The sequence below is a fragment of the Streptomyces sp. NPDC001393 genome (assembly GCF_053597455.1).
Map to the genome: position 1 here is coordinate 361,351 of NZ_JBSFIH010000001.1, position 14,061 is coordinate 375,411.

The window sequence follows — 14,061 nt, forward strand, 5'->3', positions numbered from 1 at the left end:
CATGTCGGACAGGACGGGCGGCACCGGCGACGAGCGCTCCACCGGCCGTTTCCGGCGGCCGCCGGACGAGGACTGGACCCCGGAGGACATGCCCGTGGGCCGCAACACCCCAACGGACCCCCTACCCGAGGAACGCCTCCCCGACGAGCCCCCGCCGGGCGCCACGTACCACCTCCCCGGCTCGATCGGCCCCGGCAGAAACGGCCTGACCGCCGACGACCTCACCCCGGAGGACACCCCCATACACCGACCGGACCCCACGACCAGCCGACCGATCACCGAGGCCCTGACCCCCGACGAGGGCGGGATGCCCGGCGAGGGCCGTGTGCCGGGGGACAGCGGGGCGCCGGGTGGGAGTCGGATGCCCGGTGGGAGTCGGATGGCCCGTGAGGGCGGTGGGTCCCGTGAGGGCGGTGGGGGGTATGAGAGTCCGATGCCGGACGACGGGCTGGGGGTTCCGTCCCCCGGTGATGTGAGCGCGCGCGATGCGCACACCACCGAGTCCAGGGAGCCGGACGCCTGGCCGACGGCGCCGGCCGCGACCGCAGCGGGAGCCGGACCGGCCGCCGGTGCGGCCCCCGCTCCCTCCGGCGCCGGTGCCCCCCTGCTGCCCCACGAGGAGACCGACCGCTGGGAGCAGGCGATGCGCCGGCTGGCCGCCGGGTTCGTGGACGAGCCCCGGAGTGCGGTCGAGCAGGCCGATCACGTGCTGGAGGAGATCGCGGGGCGGTTCGCAGAGGCCGTGGCGCGGCGGCGGCGTACGCTGCGGCGCTCCTGGGAGGCGTCCGAGGACCGCGGACCGGGCTCGGACACCGACACCGAGCAGCTGAGGCTGGCTCTGCGTGACTACCAGGAGCTGGCCGGGCGCCTGCTACACCTGTGAGGGACCAGGCCTGGCGGCAGCCCTGCGCTGCCGCCACTCGCGTACGACCTCCTCGACGTCGTACGGCTTCCTGCCCAGCGGCGGACCGGGCGGCGGCTTGAACATCATGTCCTTGATCTTGACATTGACGTCCTCGATGATCTTCCGCGCGATCCGCTCGGAGGGCGCCGCGTAGGCCGCCGCGAGCGCGTCCTCGGCCTCCTTGCGCAGGGCGAGGGCGGGCGGGAGCACGGACAGACCCTCGCGCGCCATCTTCCGCTTGATCCACCACAGTTCGTCGTAGGCGGAGTCGATCTCGGCGGGCAGCGGCTCACCCGCGCCCGGCAGCCGCTCGAACTCACCCCGCCCCTGCGCGTCGCGGATCTGCTTGTCGACCCAGGACTCGAACGGCACACCCGGTGGCTTTCGCTCGGTCATGAACCCATTGTGCCGGACGCGGCTGTGCCGGGCGTTTTATCATGCGGCGGCGGCACGGCAATCCGGCCGCCGTGCAACGATGGTCGTGCAGTTGGTCGTACAGGGGGAAACGCGCGTGCTCGAACTCACCATGGCCACCGTCTCCGGGGCCGACGCGGGTGCCACGGCCGGCATGACGATGGCCGACGCGCCGAGCGAGCCGGGCGCCGTGCTCCGGGTCGGCCGGGACGCCTCCGTGTGCCGGCTGGTCACCCCCGACGACTGGCTGTTCGTCTCCCGGGTCCATCTGGAGTTCCTGTGCGGCCCCGACGGCGGCTGGCAACTCACCTGGCTGCGCGGCTCACAGGCCGAGCCGTCGGCCGAAGTGCGGCTGATGGTCGGGGAGTACGCCCAGCCCGTCGGCTACGGCGCGACCGTACCGCTGCCGCGCGGCGGGTCCGGCGAGATCGTCGTCCAGGACCGCACCGCGCCGCGCAGCGTCAACGTCGGCTTCTACCACGAGGTTTAGGCTCCCGACCGGGCATCGGACCGGGACCGGCTCAGTCCAGCACCCGGGCCAGCGCGAAGCCGTCGTAGCCCTTGCTGCCGACCGTCTGGATCGCGGTGCCGGTCAGCCTCGGGTGGGTGGCGATGAGCTCGATCGCGGCGCGCGTGCCCACGACGTCGGGCTCGGTGCTCTCCGCGTCGACGACCCGGCCGCCGCGCACCACGTTGTCCACGACGATCAGGCTGCCGGTGCGGGTGAGCCGCAGCGCCCACTCCACGTAGTGCGGGTTGTTGGCCTTGTCGGCGTCGATGAACACCAGGTCGAACGGGGCCGGGTTCTCGTCGGCGAGCTTGGGCAGCGACTCCAGGGCCGGGCCCACCCGCACCTCCGCGACCCGGTCCAGGCCGGCCCGGGCGAGGTTCCGGGAGGCCACCTCCGCGTGCCGGGCGTTGTACTCCAGCGACACCAGCCTGCCGTCCTCGGGCAGGGCCCGCGCCAGCCAGATCGTGCTGTAACCGCCGAGTGTGCCGATCTCCAGGATGTGCCGCGCGCCCTGCACCTGGGCGAGCAGTTGGAGGAACTTGCCCTGCGCCGCCGTGACGGAGATCTGCGGCAGACCGGCTGCGTCGTTCTCCCGCAGGGCCGCCCGCAGCGCCTCGTCATCGGGGGCGAGCCGGCTGGTGAAGTAGTCGTCGACGTCGTCCCAGAGCTGGGAGTCGCTCATGCTCCTGCTGCCTTTCCCGAGTGCCTGCCGTTCCCGCCGACATCGTCTCAGCCGACGGGCGCCGACGGGGTGATCATCGACGGATTCACCGGCCGCCGGGAGCACCGTACGACGAGCACGGCGACGGCGGCCGCGACCAGCAGCAGTGCTCCGCCCACGGTGAGCAGCCAGGCCGGGACCCCGGCGACCGCACGCATCCGGTAGTCGTAGACCACCTGCTGGACCGGGGTGTCGGCGGCGGCCCGGCGCAGCTCGTGGTCGCCGGAGATGCGGGCGGGCTCGGGGAACTGCTGGGTGAGCGCGGTCAGGTACGGCGTGCCGGCGGCCAGCCTGCCGAGGGTGCCGGCGGTCGTGCGCAGGCGGCCCGCGAAGACCACGCTGGGCTGCAGGCCCCCGATGTCGGTGCGGGTCTCCATGCGGTGCGCGGCGAGGACGTACAGGCCGAGCGACTGCGGGGTGCGGGCCAGGCGGGACAGCCGCATCGGGTACACCGGTCGGTCGGCGGAGAAGGTGAGGTGGAGGGGGTCCAGCGCGCCGTGCAGGGCGGTGTCCGGGGTGTCCGGGGCGAGGCGGACGGCCACGTACTCCCAGTGCCGGTCGACGTACGGCTGCAGGGCCGTGCGCAGGTGGTCGGGCAGGGCGAAGCCGTGGGCGTGCAGCCAGTCGCCGAGGGCCGCGGGGTCGGTGGCGGTCAGCCGGGCCACGTCGAAGGGGCCGAGCCGCTGGCGGCCGACCACGCCCACGCCGCCGGCCGCCCCGGGGGGTGCGGCGGCGTCCATGTCACGGCTGTCGAAGGGCCAGTCGCCGTTCTTCGGCCAGAAGTAGTACCGGGTGCGGTGGACGGGCTGGATGGCCGTGGCGAGCTGGTCGAAGAGGGCCGGGTCGCCGAGGCGGACGGTCGCCCGGTGCGGGACGGGCATGATCCAGGCGGCGTGTCGCGTGTCGCCGTTCACCGTCAGCCGCATCACGATCTGCTCCTCGCGGCCGTCCCAGCGCAGCACGGACTGCTCCTGGGCGACGGCAATCTCCGTCGCCGGATCCGGCACCATCGCCCCGCACCCACAGGCGTAGGCGGGGGCGACGAGCCAGCTCAGCTGTATGCCGAGCAGGGCGAGGACCAGGGTGAGTATGCGGGCGCGGGCTTGTTTCACGGCGCAACAGACGGCGCCGTGCCTGCAAACGGTTCCGGTGCTGGTGTTGGGCCGGGGGGAGCTGCGGCGCGTTCCAGGCGTGCGGCGGCCGCAACACCCCAGGGGCGCGGGGCTGTGTTCGATATGCGGCTCCGCCGCGTGGGCGCGAACGGCCACGACGGACCCGCACCCGGCAGCGCACCCGCACCCCTACGGCGCTTACCGCTCCACTGCCGGCGCGGAACCCGGCAGCGGCCGACCCGCGCACTCGGACATCCGCCACACCGCGAACCCACCCACGACAGCCGCCGCCATCATGTAGTACGCGGGCATCATCATGTTCCCCGTCGCCCCGATCAGCGCGGTCACGACCAGCGGCGTCGTCCCGCCGAACAGGGACACCGACACGTTGAACCCGATGGACAGGGACCCGTACCGCACCCGCGTCGGGAAGAGAGCGGGCAGCGCGGCCGGCATGGCCGCCGTGAAGCAGACCAGCAGCAGACCCAGCGCGCCCATGCCCAGCCCCACCGCGAGCAGGCTGCCCTGGCGGATCAGCAGCACGGCCGGGACGGAGAGGAACAGGAAGCCCGCGCAGCCCGCCGCGATCACCGGGCGGCGGCCGACACGGTCGGTCAGGGCGCCCGCGAAAGGCTGGACGATCATCATCAGGGCCATCACGCCGAGCACGACCAGCAGCCCGTGCGTCTCGTCGTACTTCAGCTCACTGGTGAGGTAGCTCGGCATGTACGACAGCAGCATGTAGTCGGTGACGTTGAAGACCAGCACCAGGCCCATGCACAGCAGCAGCGCCCGCCACTGGCCCGCGACCATCTCGCGCAGCGGCACCTTGGGCCGGGCGGCCTCCGCCTTCTGAACCTCCGCGGCGAACGCCGGGGTCTCCTCCAGCCGCATCCGCAGGTACAGGCCGATGATGCCCATCGGGCCCGCGATCAGGAACGGGATGCGCCAGCCCCAGGACACCAGGTCCGCCGAGGACAGCAGCGCGGTCATCAGGGTGACCAGACCCGCGCCGCCGATGTAGCCCGCCAGCGTGCCGAACTCCAGCCAGCTGCCGAAGAAGCCGCGCCTCTTGTCGGGGGCGTACTCGGCGATGAAGGTGGACGCGCCGGCGTACTCACCACCGGTCGAGAAGCCCTGCACCAGCCGGGCGGCCAGCAGCAGAAGCGGCGCGCCCACGCCGATCGACGCGTACGACGGGATCAGGCCGATCGCGAACGTGCCCGCCGCCATCATGATCATCGTGAGGGCGAGGACCTTCTGGCGGCCCACCCGGTCGCCCAGCGGACCGAAGACCGTGCCACCGAGCGGCCGGACCAGGAAGGCCGCCGCGAAGGCGCCGAAGGTCGACAGCAGCTGCGCGGTCGGGTTGCCGGACGGGAAGAAGACCTTGCCCAGGGTGACCGCGATGTAGCTGTAGACACCGAAGTCGAACCACTCCATCGCGTTGCCGAGCGCGGCCGCCTTCACGGCGCGCTTGACGAGCGCGGGGTCGGTGACGGTGACGTCACGGGCCTGGGCGGCCCGCCGGGTCTTCGGGAGGGACGGGGAGACGGCTGTGGCGGTCGCCAAAACGGGGCTCGCCTACCTTTCGACGGGGACAGGGACGCGGTCCGTACGGAGGCGCTGCCGGGGAACGGGCCGAAAACCGACCATAGGGGGACTTCGACCCCTTACGTCACGCATGCGTTCAACTGCACAGTGCAGCTAAACGCTGCCTATGCAGGTACGTCTGCCCGCTCATGACCAGCCACTCCGGTCCCGCGCTGTGATCCTTCTCGCGCCTTGTCCGGGCAACCGGCCCCTCCGCCGACTGTCGCCCGACTGTCGTCTTCCGGACAGCTTTCGGACAAAAGGAGGGCGGACTGCAGGTGAATCCGGGGTTTCCCGCGTCCTTCTTCAGAGGGCTTGGACCCTCACAGGGTTCTCAGAGGAATCCGGCGTGACCGGCGCCGGGACCAAACGGGGCGGGAGGCCGGCGAGGCGTGGCGAACGTGGAGCACAGCGGGCGAGCGGCGGACACACTCGGCACGGCCCCGGCCGGGACACGGCTGCGCGCGGCGCGGCTCGCCCTGTGGGCGGTGGCCGCGATCCTCGCGGTACGGCAGCTGACCGTCGTCCTCACCACGCCGAGCGGCGAACGGCTGACCGACCTGGAGACCTGGGTCGGCCCCCACGGCGTGCTGCACGTGAAGGGCTCGCTCTACGACTCCACCCGGTTCACCGGCACCCCCTTCGCCGGCCTGGTCCTCAAACCGCTCACCAAGTCCGCGCAGGCCGCCCTCGGCTGGGGGTGGACCTTCGGCACCCTGCTGCTGGTCGTCGCCCTCGGTCTGGTGGCCGCCCGCGCGCTGCCCCAGCCGGTCGGCCGCCGCACCTCCCTGCTGGCCGCGCCGGTCGCGATCAGCCTGCTCATGCTGTCGCTGCCGGTCCGCAACGCCCTGTGGCTCGGCCAGACCAGCATCATCCCGGTCCTGCTCGTCCTGCTCGGCTGCTTCGCCGTACGCGGACAGCGGGGCAGCGGCCTGTGCATAGGCCTGGCTGCCGCGCTGCAGCCGACCATGCTGCTGTTCGCCCCGCTGCTGTGGTTCACCGGCCGCCGCCGGGCCACCGCCGCCACGGCCGGCACCTTCGCCGCCTGCACCGCGCTCGCGTGGGCGGCCCTGCCGCACGACTCGTACACGTACTGGGTGCACCACATGGCCGGGACCGGCCTCGGCGGCAGGGCCGACGCCCTCGGCAACCAGTCCCTGCACGGCGGCCTGCTCCGGCTGGGCCTGACCGGCCCGCTGGAGATCACCCTCTTCCTTCTGCTGAGCGCCGGCGTCGCCGCGCTCGCCCTGCGCCGCGCCGTCCGCTACGCCCACGACGGCCAACTCCTGCTCGCCGTGGCCATCACCGGCTGCGCCGTCGTCGCCGTCTCTCCCACCGCCTGGCAGCACCAGCTGCTGTGGGTGCTGCTCGCGATGGTCGGCCGGGTCGGCGGGCGGGCCTCCGACCGGTACGTCTGGCCGGTCGCGATGATCCTGGTGACCACCCTGCCGGCCAGGATGATGCTGCCGAACATGACGGTGATGCACCCGCTGCGCGACAACCTCGTCCTGCTCGCGGCACTGGCCGCCGCCACGGCCGTCCCCTTCCTGTCCCGCACCTCCCCCCACTACCAGACCCCGACCCCGGCCAAGTACGCGCAGCCGGTCCCGGCCCGCTTCCGACGCGTCCCCCTGCTCCCCTTCCTCCCCCGCGTCCTCACCCGCCCGAACCTCCTCCTGGAGCTGCTGCTCATCCGGGTCGTCTACGCCGCCTACTCGCAGGTGCGGCTCGCCGCGACCGGCGGCACCGCCTCCGGCGGCCGGGCCCGCGCCGAGCACCACGGCCACATCGTCCTCGGCATCGAACGCTTCCTGCACATCGACATCGAGCACTGGGCCAACCACACGATGGCGAAGATCGGCTGGCTCCGGCACTTCTTCGGCTTCTACTACGAGTCCTTCCACTTCGTGATGCCCCTGACGGTCCTCGCCGTCCTCTACTGGCGCCGCCCCGTCGACTACCGCTGGGCACGCGCCTCCCTCGGCTTCGCCACCTTCCTCGCCCTGATCGGCTTCTGGCTCTTCCCGCTGGCCCCGCCGCGCCTGATGCCGGGTCTCGGGATCATCGACACCGTCCACGGCGCCCAGGACTTCGCCAAGCCGGACTACGGCACCCTGACCGCGCTCACCAACCAGTACGCGGCGATGCCGTCGCTGCACTTCGGCTGGGCCCTGTGGTGCGGCCTGGTCATCGCGGTCATCGCCCCGAGGTGGTGGATGAAGGCCCTCGGCCTCCTGCACCCCCTCCTCACCGTCTCGGCCATCATCGCCACCGGCAACCACTGGGTGCTGGACGCGGTGGGCGGCGCGGCGGTCGTCGGCGCGGGCTTCGGGCTGTCGTACCTGTTCCAGGGACCGAGGGCGCGCGTGGTCAGTACGGCGGCGGCCCGGGAGGAGTCCGTCTCCGTCCGGACTCCGGCCTGGAGCTGACCGCAAGCCGCTCCTGGAGCCGGGCGTGCCGGAACTGGTAGACGGGGCCCGTCGCCCGCAGCAGATTGCGGCGCCGGGCGTCCTCCAGGAACGACATCAGGCGTACGGGGGTGCCCAGGCGCACGCGCAGCTCCACGGCGGTGAGAGCGGTGATGACGGCCAGGTTGCCGAGGGGGCCGGACATCAGGGCGGGCAACACAGCCGCGCAGAGGCCGGACACGACACCGCTGCGCCGGTCGTAGTGCGAGTCGAACAGGACCCCCACGAACAGGCCCACGGACAGGCCGGTCAGCACTCCCAGGGCGAGCCGCAGCCCGATATGGTGCCGCCAGACCTCGCGGGAGCCGACCGACCGGCTCTGCGCGACCGGCCGCCACCACCACCGTCGCCGCACCCGGTACCGCTCGTACCCGGCCTCGGGCCCGAGGACGATGCCGACCACGAGATCGTGCCCCCGGCCGGCGGCCAGCGCCAGGTGGAACGCGGCCGGCACCGCACCCACGGCACACAGCCACAAGGGGAGGGCGGAGCCTCCCCAGAGGAGGCTGAGGAGCCGGAAGAGAAGCCAGCTGGTCAAGGTCACGGCGAACCAGTTCCAGGCCGCGTTGAGCAGCGAGCCCCGGGGGAAGATGTCCCGCCATCCGGCGCTCGGCAGCCGCTGCGGAGCGCTGAGGTCCCGCACCCGCATTCCGGCAAGGCCTGCGCACGTGACCGCCGCCCAGACGGACAGCCACGGGGCCCAGCCGGGAAGTGACTGCAGGACGCAGAACCCGAGGGCCAGATACAGCGCGCCGACGAGCAGGCTCGCGCCCGCCATCTTCGTCCGCGGGGCCACCCATGCGGGGATGTGCCACCAGCGCAGGTCCCGGGTGCCTTCCCGGGTGAGCCGCCGGGCGATGAACCGCAGGGTGCGTTCCGCCGTCTGTGGTGTGTACCGGGGCCTCGGGTAGCCGGGTCGTGCCGTGTACGCGGCGGTGACCGCACGGTCGAGCAGATGGTCCTCGACGGCACGCGGTCCGGGGAAACGGGTGGCGTCCAGCAGCTCGTCGACCGGGCCGTCGTCGGCGTAGGCGTCCCGCAGCAGGGCGACGGCCAGCGGACTGGTGAGTGCGCGGGCCACCGGCCGGCCCGCGGATGTCCCGTCCAGCAGATGGTCGCTGATCGCGCGCCAGGCCCGCGGCGGTGGATCGGGCAGTGGCCGCAGCAGATAGTCGGCGGCGTCGGCGGGCCGTACCGGCTCCAGTTCCAGCGCGACCGCGCCCCCCAGCCGGGCCTTCCGGGCGGTGGCGACGGCTTCCGCGGTGCGGGAGAGCAGCACCAGCCGGAACGGCGCCGGCTCCAGGCCGCCCACGATGTCCGCCCGGGCCCGCTCGTCGGCCTCGTCCAGCCCGTCCAGGAACAGCGCGATGCGGCCCGTCGTCACCAGTGCCCTGGCCTGCTCGCGCCCGCCGCGCCCACGGAACTGGGTGTAGGCGCGGGCCAGTTGCCCCACCACCCAGTCCACGGGCGTCTGCCCGGCAGCGTCCCAGCCCTCCAGGGACAGCAGCACCGGCACCGGCGTCCGCGCCCGGTCCTCCCGCCCGGCCTCCTCCCGGTGGGCGAGGGCCTCCAGCAGGAGCAGCACGGCGGCGGCCGTCTTGCCCGCGGCGGGCGGCCCGATCAGCAGCAACCGGCCGGACGCCAACCCGCCGTACACATCGTGCAGTTCGCGCAGCCCGCCACCCGCGCGCAGCCGTTCGCCGGTGACCGGCGTCAGTCCGGGCACCGGGGCGAACCGGGCCCGGCTGCCCTCGCCGGTCGCCGCGCCCACCGGCCCGGTGATCCCGTGCCCGCCCAGACGCCATCGCACCGGCAGCGGGGCGGGGTCGAGCAGCCGCCGCAGCCCGGCCTCCTCCTGCCACTGGGCGCGGACGGCGCGGGCGAGTTCGTCGGCGGCCAGGTCCAGTGGCGCACCGGCGGACACATAGGTGTGGACGAGCATGGTGTTGTGCTCGCCGACCTGGAAGTTGGCGATGTCGTTGAAGGTGTTGCCCGACACGCCACCCGGTCTGTTCTCGCCGGAGCCGGTCATGCGGAGCCGGTCAGTCGTCCGACCCGAAGCGGGGGTTCATGTGGTTGTTGTCGCCGATCTGGAAGGCGGTGCCGCCGTTGAAGGTGTTGTCGTGCACTCCCGGACGGTCGGGGCTGGTGTTTCCTCCGAAGTCCTGTGCCAGTGACCGCAGTTCGGAGACCGCCCGCTCCTGCTCGGCCGCGTTCAGCACCCCGAGCAGGGACAGGAACTCACCCTGCCACAACTGCGCGTGCGTGGCCCGCACCCGCTCCCGCTCGTCGTCGTCCCGAGCGGCCGCCAGCGCGTCGCGGGTACGGTCCAGTCGGTCCAGCGCTCCTTCCTCCTGGCCCCGGTCGCCCCGGCCCACCACCCGCGCGACACGTGTCCGGAGGAACTCCCACACGGCCGTTCCGGCGGCCTGCCCGGCGGCTTGTCCGGCCGCCTGCGCGATGACCAGGCCACCGCCCGCCGCCACCGCCGTCAGCTCCGCTATGTCCGTCACTGTGCCCGCCTCCCGTTCGTCCGCCGTGTGCGGCTGCCGTGTGCGTCTGCCGTCAGGTGTCCACGCACTCGAACCACACCGTCTTGCGGCCCCCCGCCCACGGCGTCACACCCCACTTGTCGACCACGGCGCCGAGCAGCGCGAGCCCGCGACCGCCTTCCGACTCCGGGTCCATCTTGCATACTAGCGGCGGGAGTTGGCGGAAACCGTCGGCCACTTCGACTCGTACGCCCGCCGTCTGCCGCACGACCAGCACGGTGCAGCGGCGGTCCGGCACATGCCGTACGACGTTGGTGACCAGCTCCATCCGCGACTCAAAGACCTCGGCGGGACCGATCCTCACCGTCGATCCCGCTACCTTCGTGAACTGGACGTCGGCTACAACCGCTGAATGATCGTCCCCGTGGCCAGTCCGCCGCCCGCGCACATGGTGATCAGTGCGAACTCCTTGTCCGTGCGCTCCAGTTCGTGCAGGGCGGTGGTGATCAGGCGGGCGCCGGTCGCGCCGACCGGGTGGCCCAGTGCGATCCCACCGCCGTTGACGTTGACCTTGTCCAGGTCCTGTTCGAAGACCTGGGCCCAGCTCAGCACCACGGACGCGAAGGCCTCGTTGATCTCGACCAGGTCGATGTCCTTCAGGGACATGCCCGCCTTGCCCAGCACCGCGCGGGTCGCGTCGATCGGGCCGTCCAGGTGGAAGTACGGGTCGGCGCCGACCAGCGCCTGGGCGACGATCCGCGCCTTCGGCTTCAGCACCCGCCATCCGCTTGGACGCCCACATGTGGCCGCGGCCCCGTCCGAGATCTGCGACGAGTTGCCCGCCGTGTGGACGGCCGTCGGCATGACCGGCTTCAGCCCCAGCAGGGGGTGTCCTCGCCGTTCCGCCCCGGGCACATCGAAGGAGACCGTCCGCCGCCGGGCGTAGCTTGGCCGGCGGCCCTCACCTTCGCGCCCCTCGCCTGGCTGCCGCACGTCTACGGCATCGCCACGAATGAGCAACGAACTGCACAGTTCCCGCCGCAGAGTCGCCGTCAACCGGTAGCGGCTTTGTGCTTCCCAGGGTGTGTTTGGTAGGTATGTTCGAGCACTTCGAAGGCGAAGGCCGCGGTCGGCGGCGTCAGTTGACGGCGTCGGCTGACGGCATCGGCCGACGGAACACACAACGGGGTCATTCGTGTCCAACTGGGATATCCAAGTCGAATCCGTCCGCGGCGTTCTCGGTAAGGCCGAGGACACGGCGGGGAAGTTCGAGGCCGAATTCACGGCCTACAGCAAAGGCTTGGCGAGTGCCGCCAAATCGGCCGGCACGATGGCCCTCGGAGCGAAGCCCAAGAGCGGTACGCCGGGCCCCATCGCCGCCGCGCTGCAGGAGTTCGCGGACAAGACGTTCGACGACCTGCGCTATCTTCCCGCCCGCGCCGCGGAGTCGATCGGCGGAGCGGCTAAGGCCACCGAGGAGTACATCGCTGGTGACCTGAAGATGGCGGCCAACGCCCAGCACCACGCCATTCCCGACCCGAAACTCCCTCCGGTCAAGCCGCAGGGGGGCAAGGGCACCAAGTGATCGGCGACCTGAGCGAGATACCCGAATTCAGTGGCGACCTCGACCAGCTGGAGAAGGACGCCGGCACGCTGAAGAAGGCCGCGTCCGGCATCCGCGACACCGGCCGGGACGTCCACAACGACTTCCAGGGGCTGGTGTCCTGCTACAAGGCTCCGGAGGCCGACCAGCTCTTCCACACCACCATCCCGGTCCGGGACAAGGCCGACGCCTTCGCCACGAAGCTGGAGACCGTCAGCGGCGCCCTGTCGAGCTTCGCCAAGGACGCCCGGCCGCTCGTTGAGCGGATGGAGCAGCTGAGGAGTGAGGCGGCCGCCTTCCGCAAGTCGATCGAGGGTAACCACGACTGGCGGAAAGACCAGAAGAACATCGACAAGAACACGGATCTGGTCCACGAGATCGGCCGTGTCTGGGGCGAGTTCCAGGAACTTGAGCGCTCGACCGCCACGAAGATAGACGGCCAGGTCGGCGGTACCCGCTGGGTCGCCGACGACGGCTCGCACAAGAAGGGCATGTACGGCTTCGACGCCGCCGACGCGGCCAAGGCCGACAACACGCCCTGGGGCAAGGTCGACGAGCGTGAGTACACCGGCCTGGCCGCGGCCTGGCAGTGGACGAAGCACAATGTGGGCGGTGCCCTCATGGGCTTCTTCCATGACGGTGCCTGGGACACCCTCAAGGGCATAGGCCACCTGGTCAACTTCTTCGACTGGGATACCTTCACGCAGTCGTGGAAGGGCGTCAGGGATGTCGCGGGCGGCGTCAGCGCGTACATCATGACGCCCTTCGACTGGGCCATGGACAAGGTGTTCGGCCCGGTCGACCACAGTGACACCGACCGCCAGAAGAAGGCCCTGCGCGAATTCGGCAAGTCGCTCATCGCCTACGACGAGTGGAGGACGAACCCCGCCCGTGCGGGCGGCACCGTCGTCTTCAACGTCCTCACCCTCGGCGCCGGCTCCTTCCTCAAACTCGGCGAGGCCGGTTCCGTGGCTGCCAAGGCCGGTGAGGCGGGCAACGTGGGCAAGGCGGGCGAGGCGGCCTCCGCGGCCAGCCGTGCCGCCAGGGTCGCCAACGCCTTGGGCAAGACCGGGCGGCTCGTGGACCCCATGACCTACGTCGGCAAGGGCGCGGGCTTCGCCAAGCTGAAGGTCGGCGACATGATGGCGGGCCTCAAGGACCTCCATTCCGGTGCCGCCAACGACTTCCTCCACGGCCCCGATTCGCCCAAGATCCCGCAGACGCACACTCCCGTCACCATCTCGGACAAGTCCGTCCGGTACCCGGACGGCTCGATCCTCCACGAAGACGGCACCATGGTCTCCCCGGAGGGCAAGCCGCACCAGAACCCGATCCCGGTCGAGTCCTCGGCCGCGGACCGCCTGGCACGGCACGAGATCTCACCGCACTCGCACATACCGGCACATGCGGAGGAGCCGGTGCCGGCGCACGTGGGCGGTGGCAGCGGGGCCGAGGCCGCCTCCCACGCGAGTGGCCACGGCGCCCTGTCCGGGTCGTCCCATAGCGCCGGTCAAGCGGGAGGCGACGCCGGGCACGGCGCGCCCACCGCCTCTCACCAACCCGGCCACGCGGGTCACAGCGGTTCGGGGACGGCGACGGCACCCACCACTCACCACGGTGCGAACGGCGGTGGCCACGGGCCCGGCCACGGGTCCGGGGGCCACGACGCCACGGGCAACGGCGGCCACCACGGCCCCGCCGACTCCGGAACGGGACACGGAGGCGGTGGAGATCCCCACCATGGCCAGGACGGCCAGCTGCCGACGGACCACGTCGAGGAGCCGCCCGTTCCCGAGCCGAGTGGTCACATCCCCGAGCACACCTTCGAGCACGTGCTCAAGGGAGAGTTGAAGTACGGCAAGGACGGCCGGCCCAAGGTTGTCGGATATCATTTCCGTCCGGGCGGTCGTGATCCCTACGGTGTAAAGGTTCCGAAGATCCTTGAGATCGACCACAAAACGGGGCTGACGGCAGGCAACGTGTGGATGCGCGATCCGCGGACCGGCGACTGGGTGATGAAGCGGAACAAGTCGACCTTCTTCCCGCCGACCTGGACGGAGCATGAGGTACGGCGGGCGATGGTCAAGGCATTCGAGAACAGTCGGGTGATCGATCCCGAAATTCACAAGTGGCAGGGCGAATACAAGGGGATCGACTTTGAAGGATATTTCGACCCCGTCACAGGTGACGCGAAGACCGTCTACCCGGTCATGCCGAAGCCGAAGTAAGCAGAAGAAGGAGAT

Annotated in this window: 12 protein-coding genes and 1 pseudogene; 5 read left to right on the top strand and 8 right to left on the bottom strand. The window is 71.6% G+C overall.

The features are described 5' to 3' along the window. Position 1 precedes the first annotated feature (1 nt). Positions 2–883, top strand: coding sequence for a hypothetical protein (locus ACWC2T_RS01615; protein ID WP_450668449.1), 882 nt, complete (start codon positions 2–4; stop codon positions 881–883). Here ACWC2T_RS01615 and ACWC2T_RS01620 read toward each other — a convergent pair. After that, a complete protein-coding gene (locus ACWC2T_RS01620) occupies positions 872–1,300 on the bottom strand; it encodes a DnaJ family domain-containing protein (protein WP_450668450.1) in 429 nt (142 codons plus the stop codon). The genes ACWC2T_RS01615 and ACWC2T_RS01620 overlap by 12 nt on opposite strands. Before the next feature lie 115 nt (positions 1,301–1,415). Between ACWC2T_RS01620 and ACWC2T_RS01625 the strand changes: the two genes are divergently transcribed. Next, entirely contained in the window at positions 1,416–1,808 is a 393-nt protein-coding gene (locus ACWC2T_RS01625) for a hypothetical protein (protein ID WP_450668451.1), read from the top strand. A 31-nt stretch (positions 1,809–1,839) separates the two neighbouring features. On the opposite strand, the gene ACWC2T_RS01630 is transcribed toward ACWC2T_RS01625, so the two are convergent. The 3 genes from ACWC2T_RS01630 to proP all read right to left on the bottom strand — a co-directional run bounded on the left by ACWC2T_RS01630 (position 1,840) and on the right by proP (position 5,234). Continuing rightward, positions 1,840–2,511, bottom strand: coding sequence for an O-methyltransferase (locus ACWC2T_RS01630; RefSeq protein WP_450668452.1), 672 nt, complete (start codon positions 2,509–2,511; stop codon positions 1,840–1,842). 47 nt (positions 2,512–2,558) lie between these two features. Next, on the bottom strand, positions 2,559–3,662 hold the full coding sequence (locus ACWC2T_RS01635) for a DUF2330 domain-containing protein (RefSeq protein WP_450668453.1): 1,104 nt from the start codon (positions 3,660–3,662) through the stop codon (positions 2,559–2,561). A 198-nt stretch (positions 3,663–3,860) separates the two neighbouring features. Next, positions 3,861–5,234: a glycine betaine/L-proline transporter ProP gene (gene proP, locus ACWC2T_RS01640; protein ID WP_450668454.1), complete on the bottom strand. Its 1,374-nt coding sequence runs from the start codon at positions 5,232–5,234 to the stop codon at positions 3,861–3,863. A 413-nt stretch (positions 5,235–5,647) separates the two neighbouring features. Here proP and ACWC2T_RS01645 point away from each other — a divergent pair, with 413 nt between their 5' ends. Beyond that, entirely contained in the window at positions 5,648–7,684 is a 2,037-nt protein-coding gene (locus ACWC2T_RS01645; protein WP_450668455.1) for a bifunctional glycosyltransferase 87/phosphatase PAP2 family protein, read from the top strand. On the opposite strand, the gene ACWC2T_RS01650 is transcribed toward ACWC2T_RS01645, so the two are convergent. The 4 genes and pseudogenes from ACWC2T_RS01650 to ACWC2T_RS01665 form a co-directional block, all read right to left on the bottom strand. Beyond that, on the bottom strand, positions 7,626–9,755 hold the full coding sequence (locus tag ACWC2T_RS01650; protein ID WP_450668456.1) for a hypothetical protein: 2,130 nt from the start codon (positions 9,753–9,755) through the stop codon (positions 7,626–7,628). The two genes, ACWC2T_RS01645 and ACWC2T_RS01650, sit on opposite strands and share 59 nt — an antisense overlap. A gap of 10 nt (positions 9,756–9,765) precedes the next feature. After that, positions 9,766–10,236, bottom strand: coding sequence for a hypothetical protein (locus ACWC2T_RS01655; protein WP_450668457.1), 471 nt, complete (start codon positions 10,234–10,236; stop codon positions 9,766–9,768). Positions 10,237–10,288: 52 nt separating this feature from the next. Beyond that, positions 10,289–10,579 carry an ATP-binding protein gene (locus ACWC2T_RS01660; protein ID WP_450668458.1) on the bottom strand — a complete coding sequence of 97 codons (291 nt, stop codon included), beginning with the start codon at positions 10,577–10,579 and terminating at the stop codon, positions 10,289–10,291. Between the two features lie 35 nt (positions 10,580–10,614). Further along, positions 10,615–11,100 (bottom strand): annotated as a pseudogene (locus ACWC2T_RS01665) (steroid 3-ketoacyl-CoA thiolase); the annotation flags it as partial. Positions 11,101–11,410: 310 nt separating this feature from the next. Between ACWC2T_RS01665 and ACWC2T_RS01670 the strand changes: the two are divergent. Both ACWC2T_RS01670 and ACWC2T_RS01675 read left to right on the top strand, forming a co-directional pair. Then, complete coding sequence (locus ACWC2T_RS01670; RefSeq protein ID WP_450668459.1) at positions 11,411–11,800, top strand: DUF6507 family protein; 390 nt, start codon at positions 11,411–11,413, stop codon at positions 11,798–11,800. Then, a complete protein-coding gene (locus tag ACWC2T_RS01675) occupies positions 11,797–14,046 on the top strand; it encodes an EndoU domain-containing protein (RefSeq protein ID WP_450668460.1) in 2,250 nt (749 codons plus the stop codon). Before ACWC2T_RS01670 ends, ACWC2T_RS01675 begins: the two co-directional genes overlap by 4 nt. Positions 14,047–14,061: the final 15 nt, after the last annotated feature.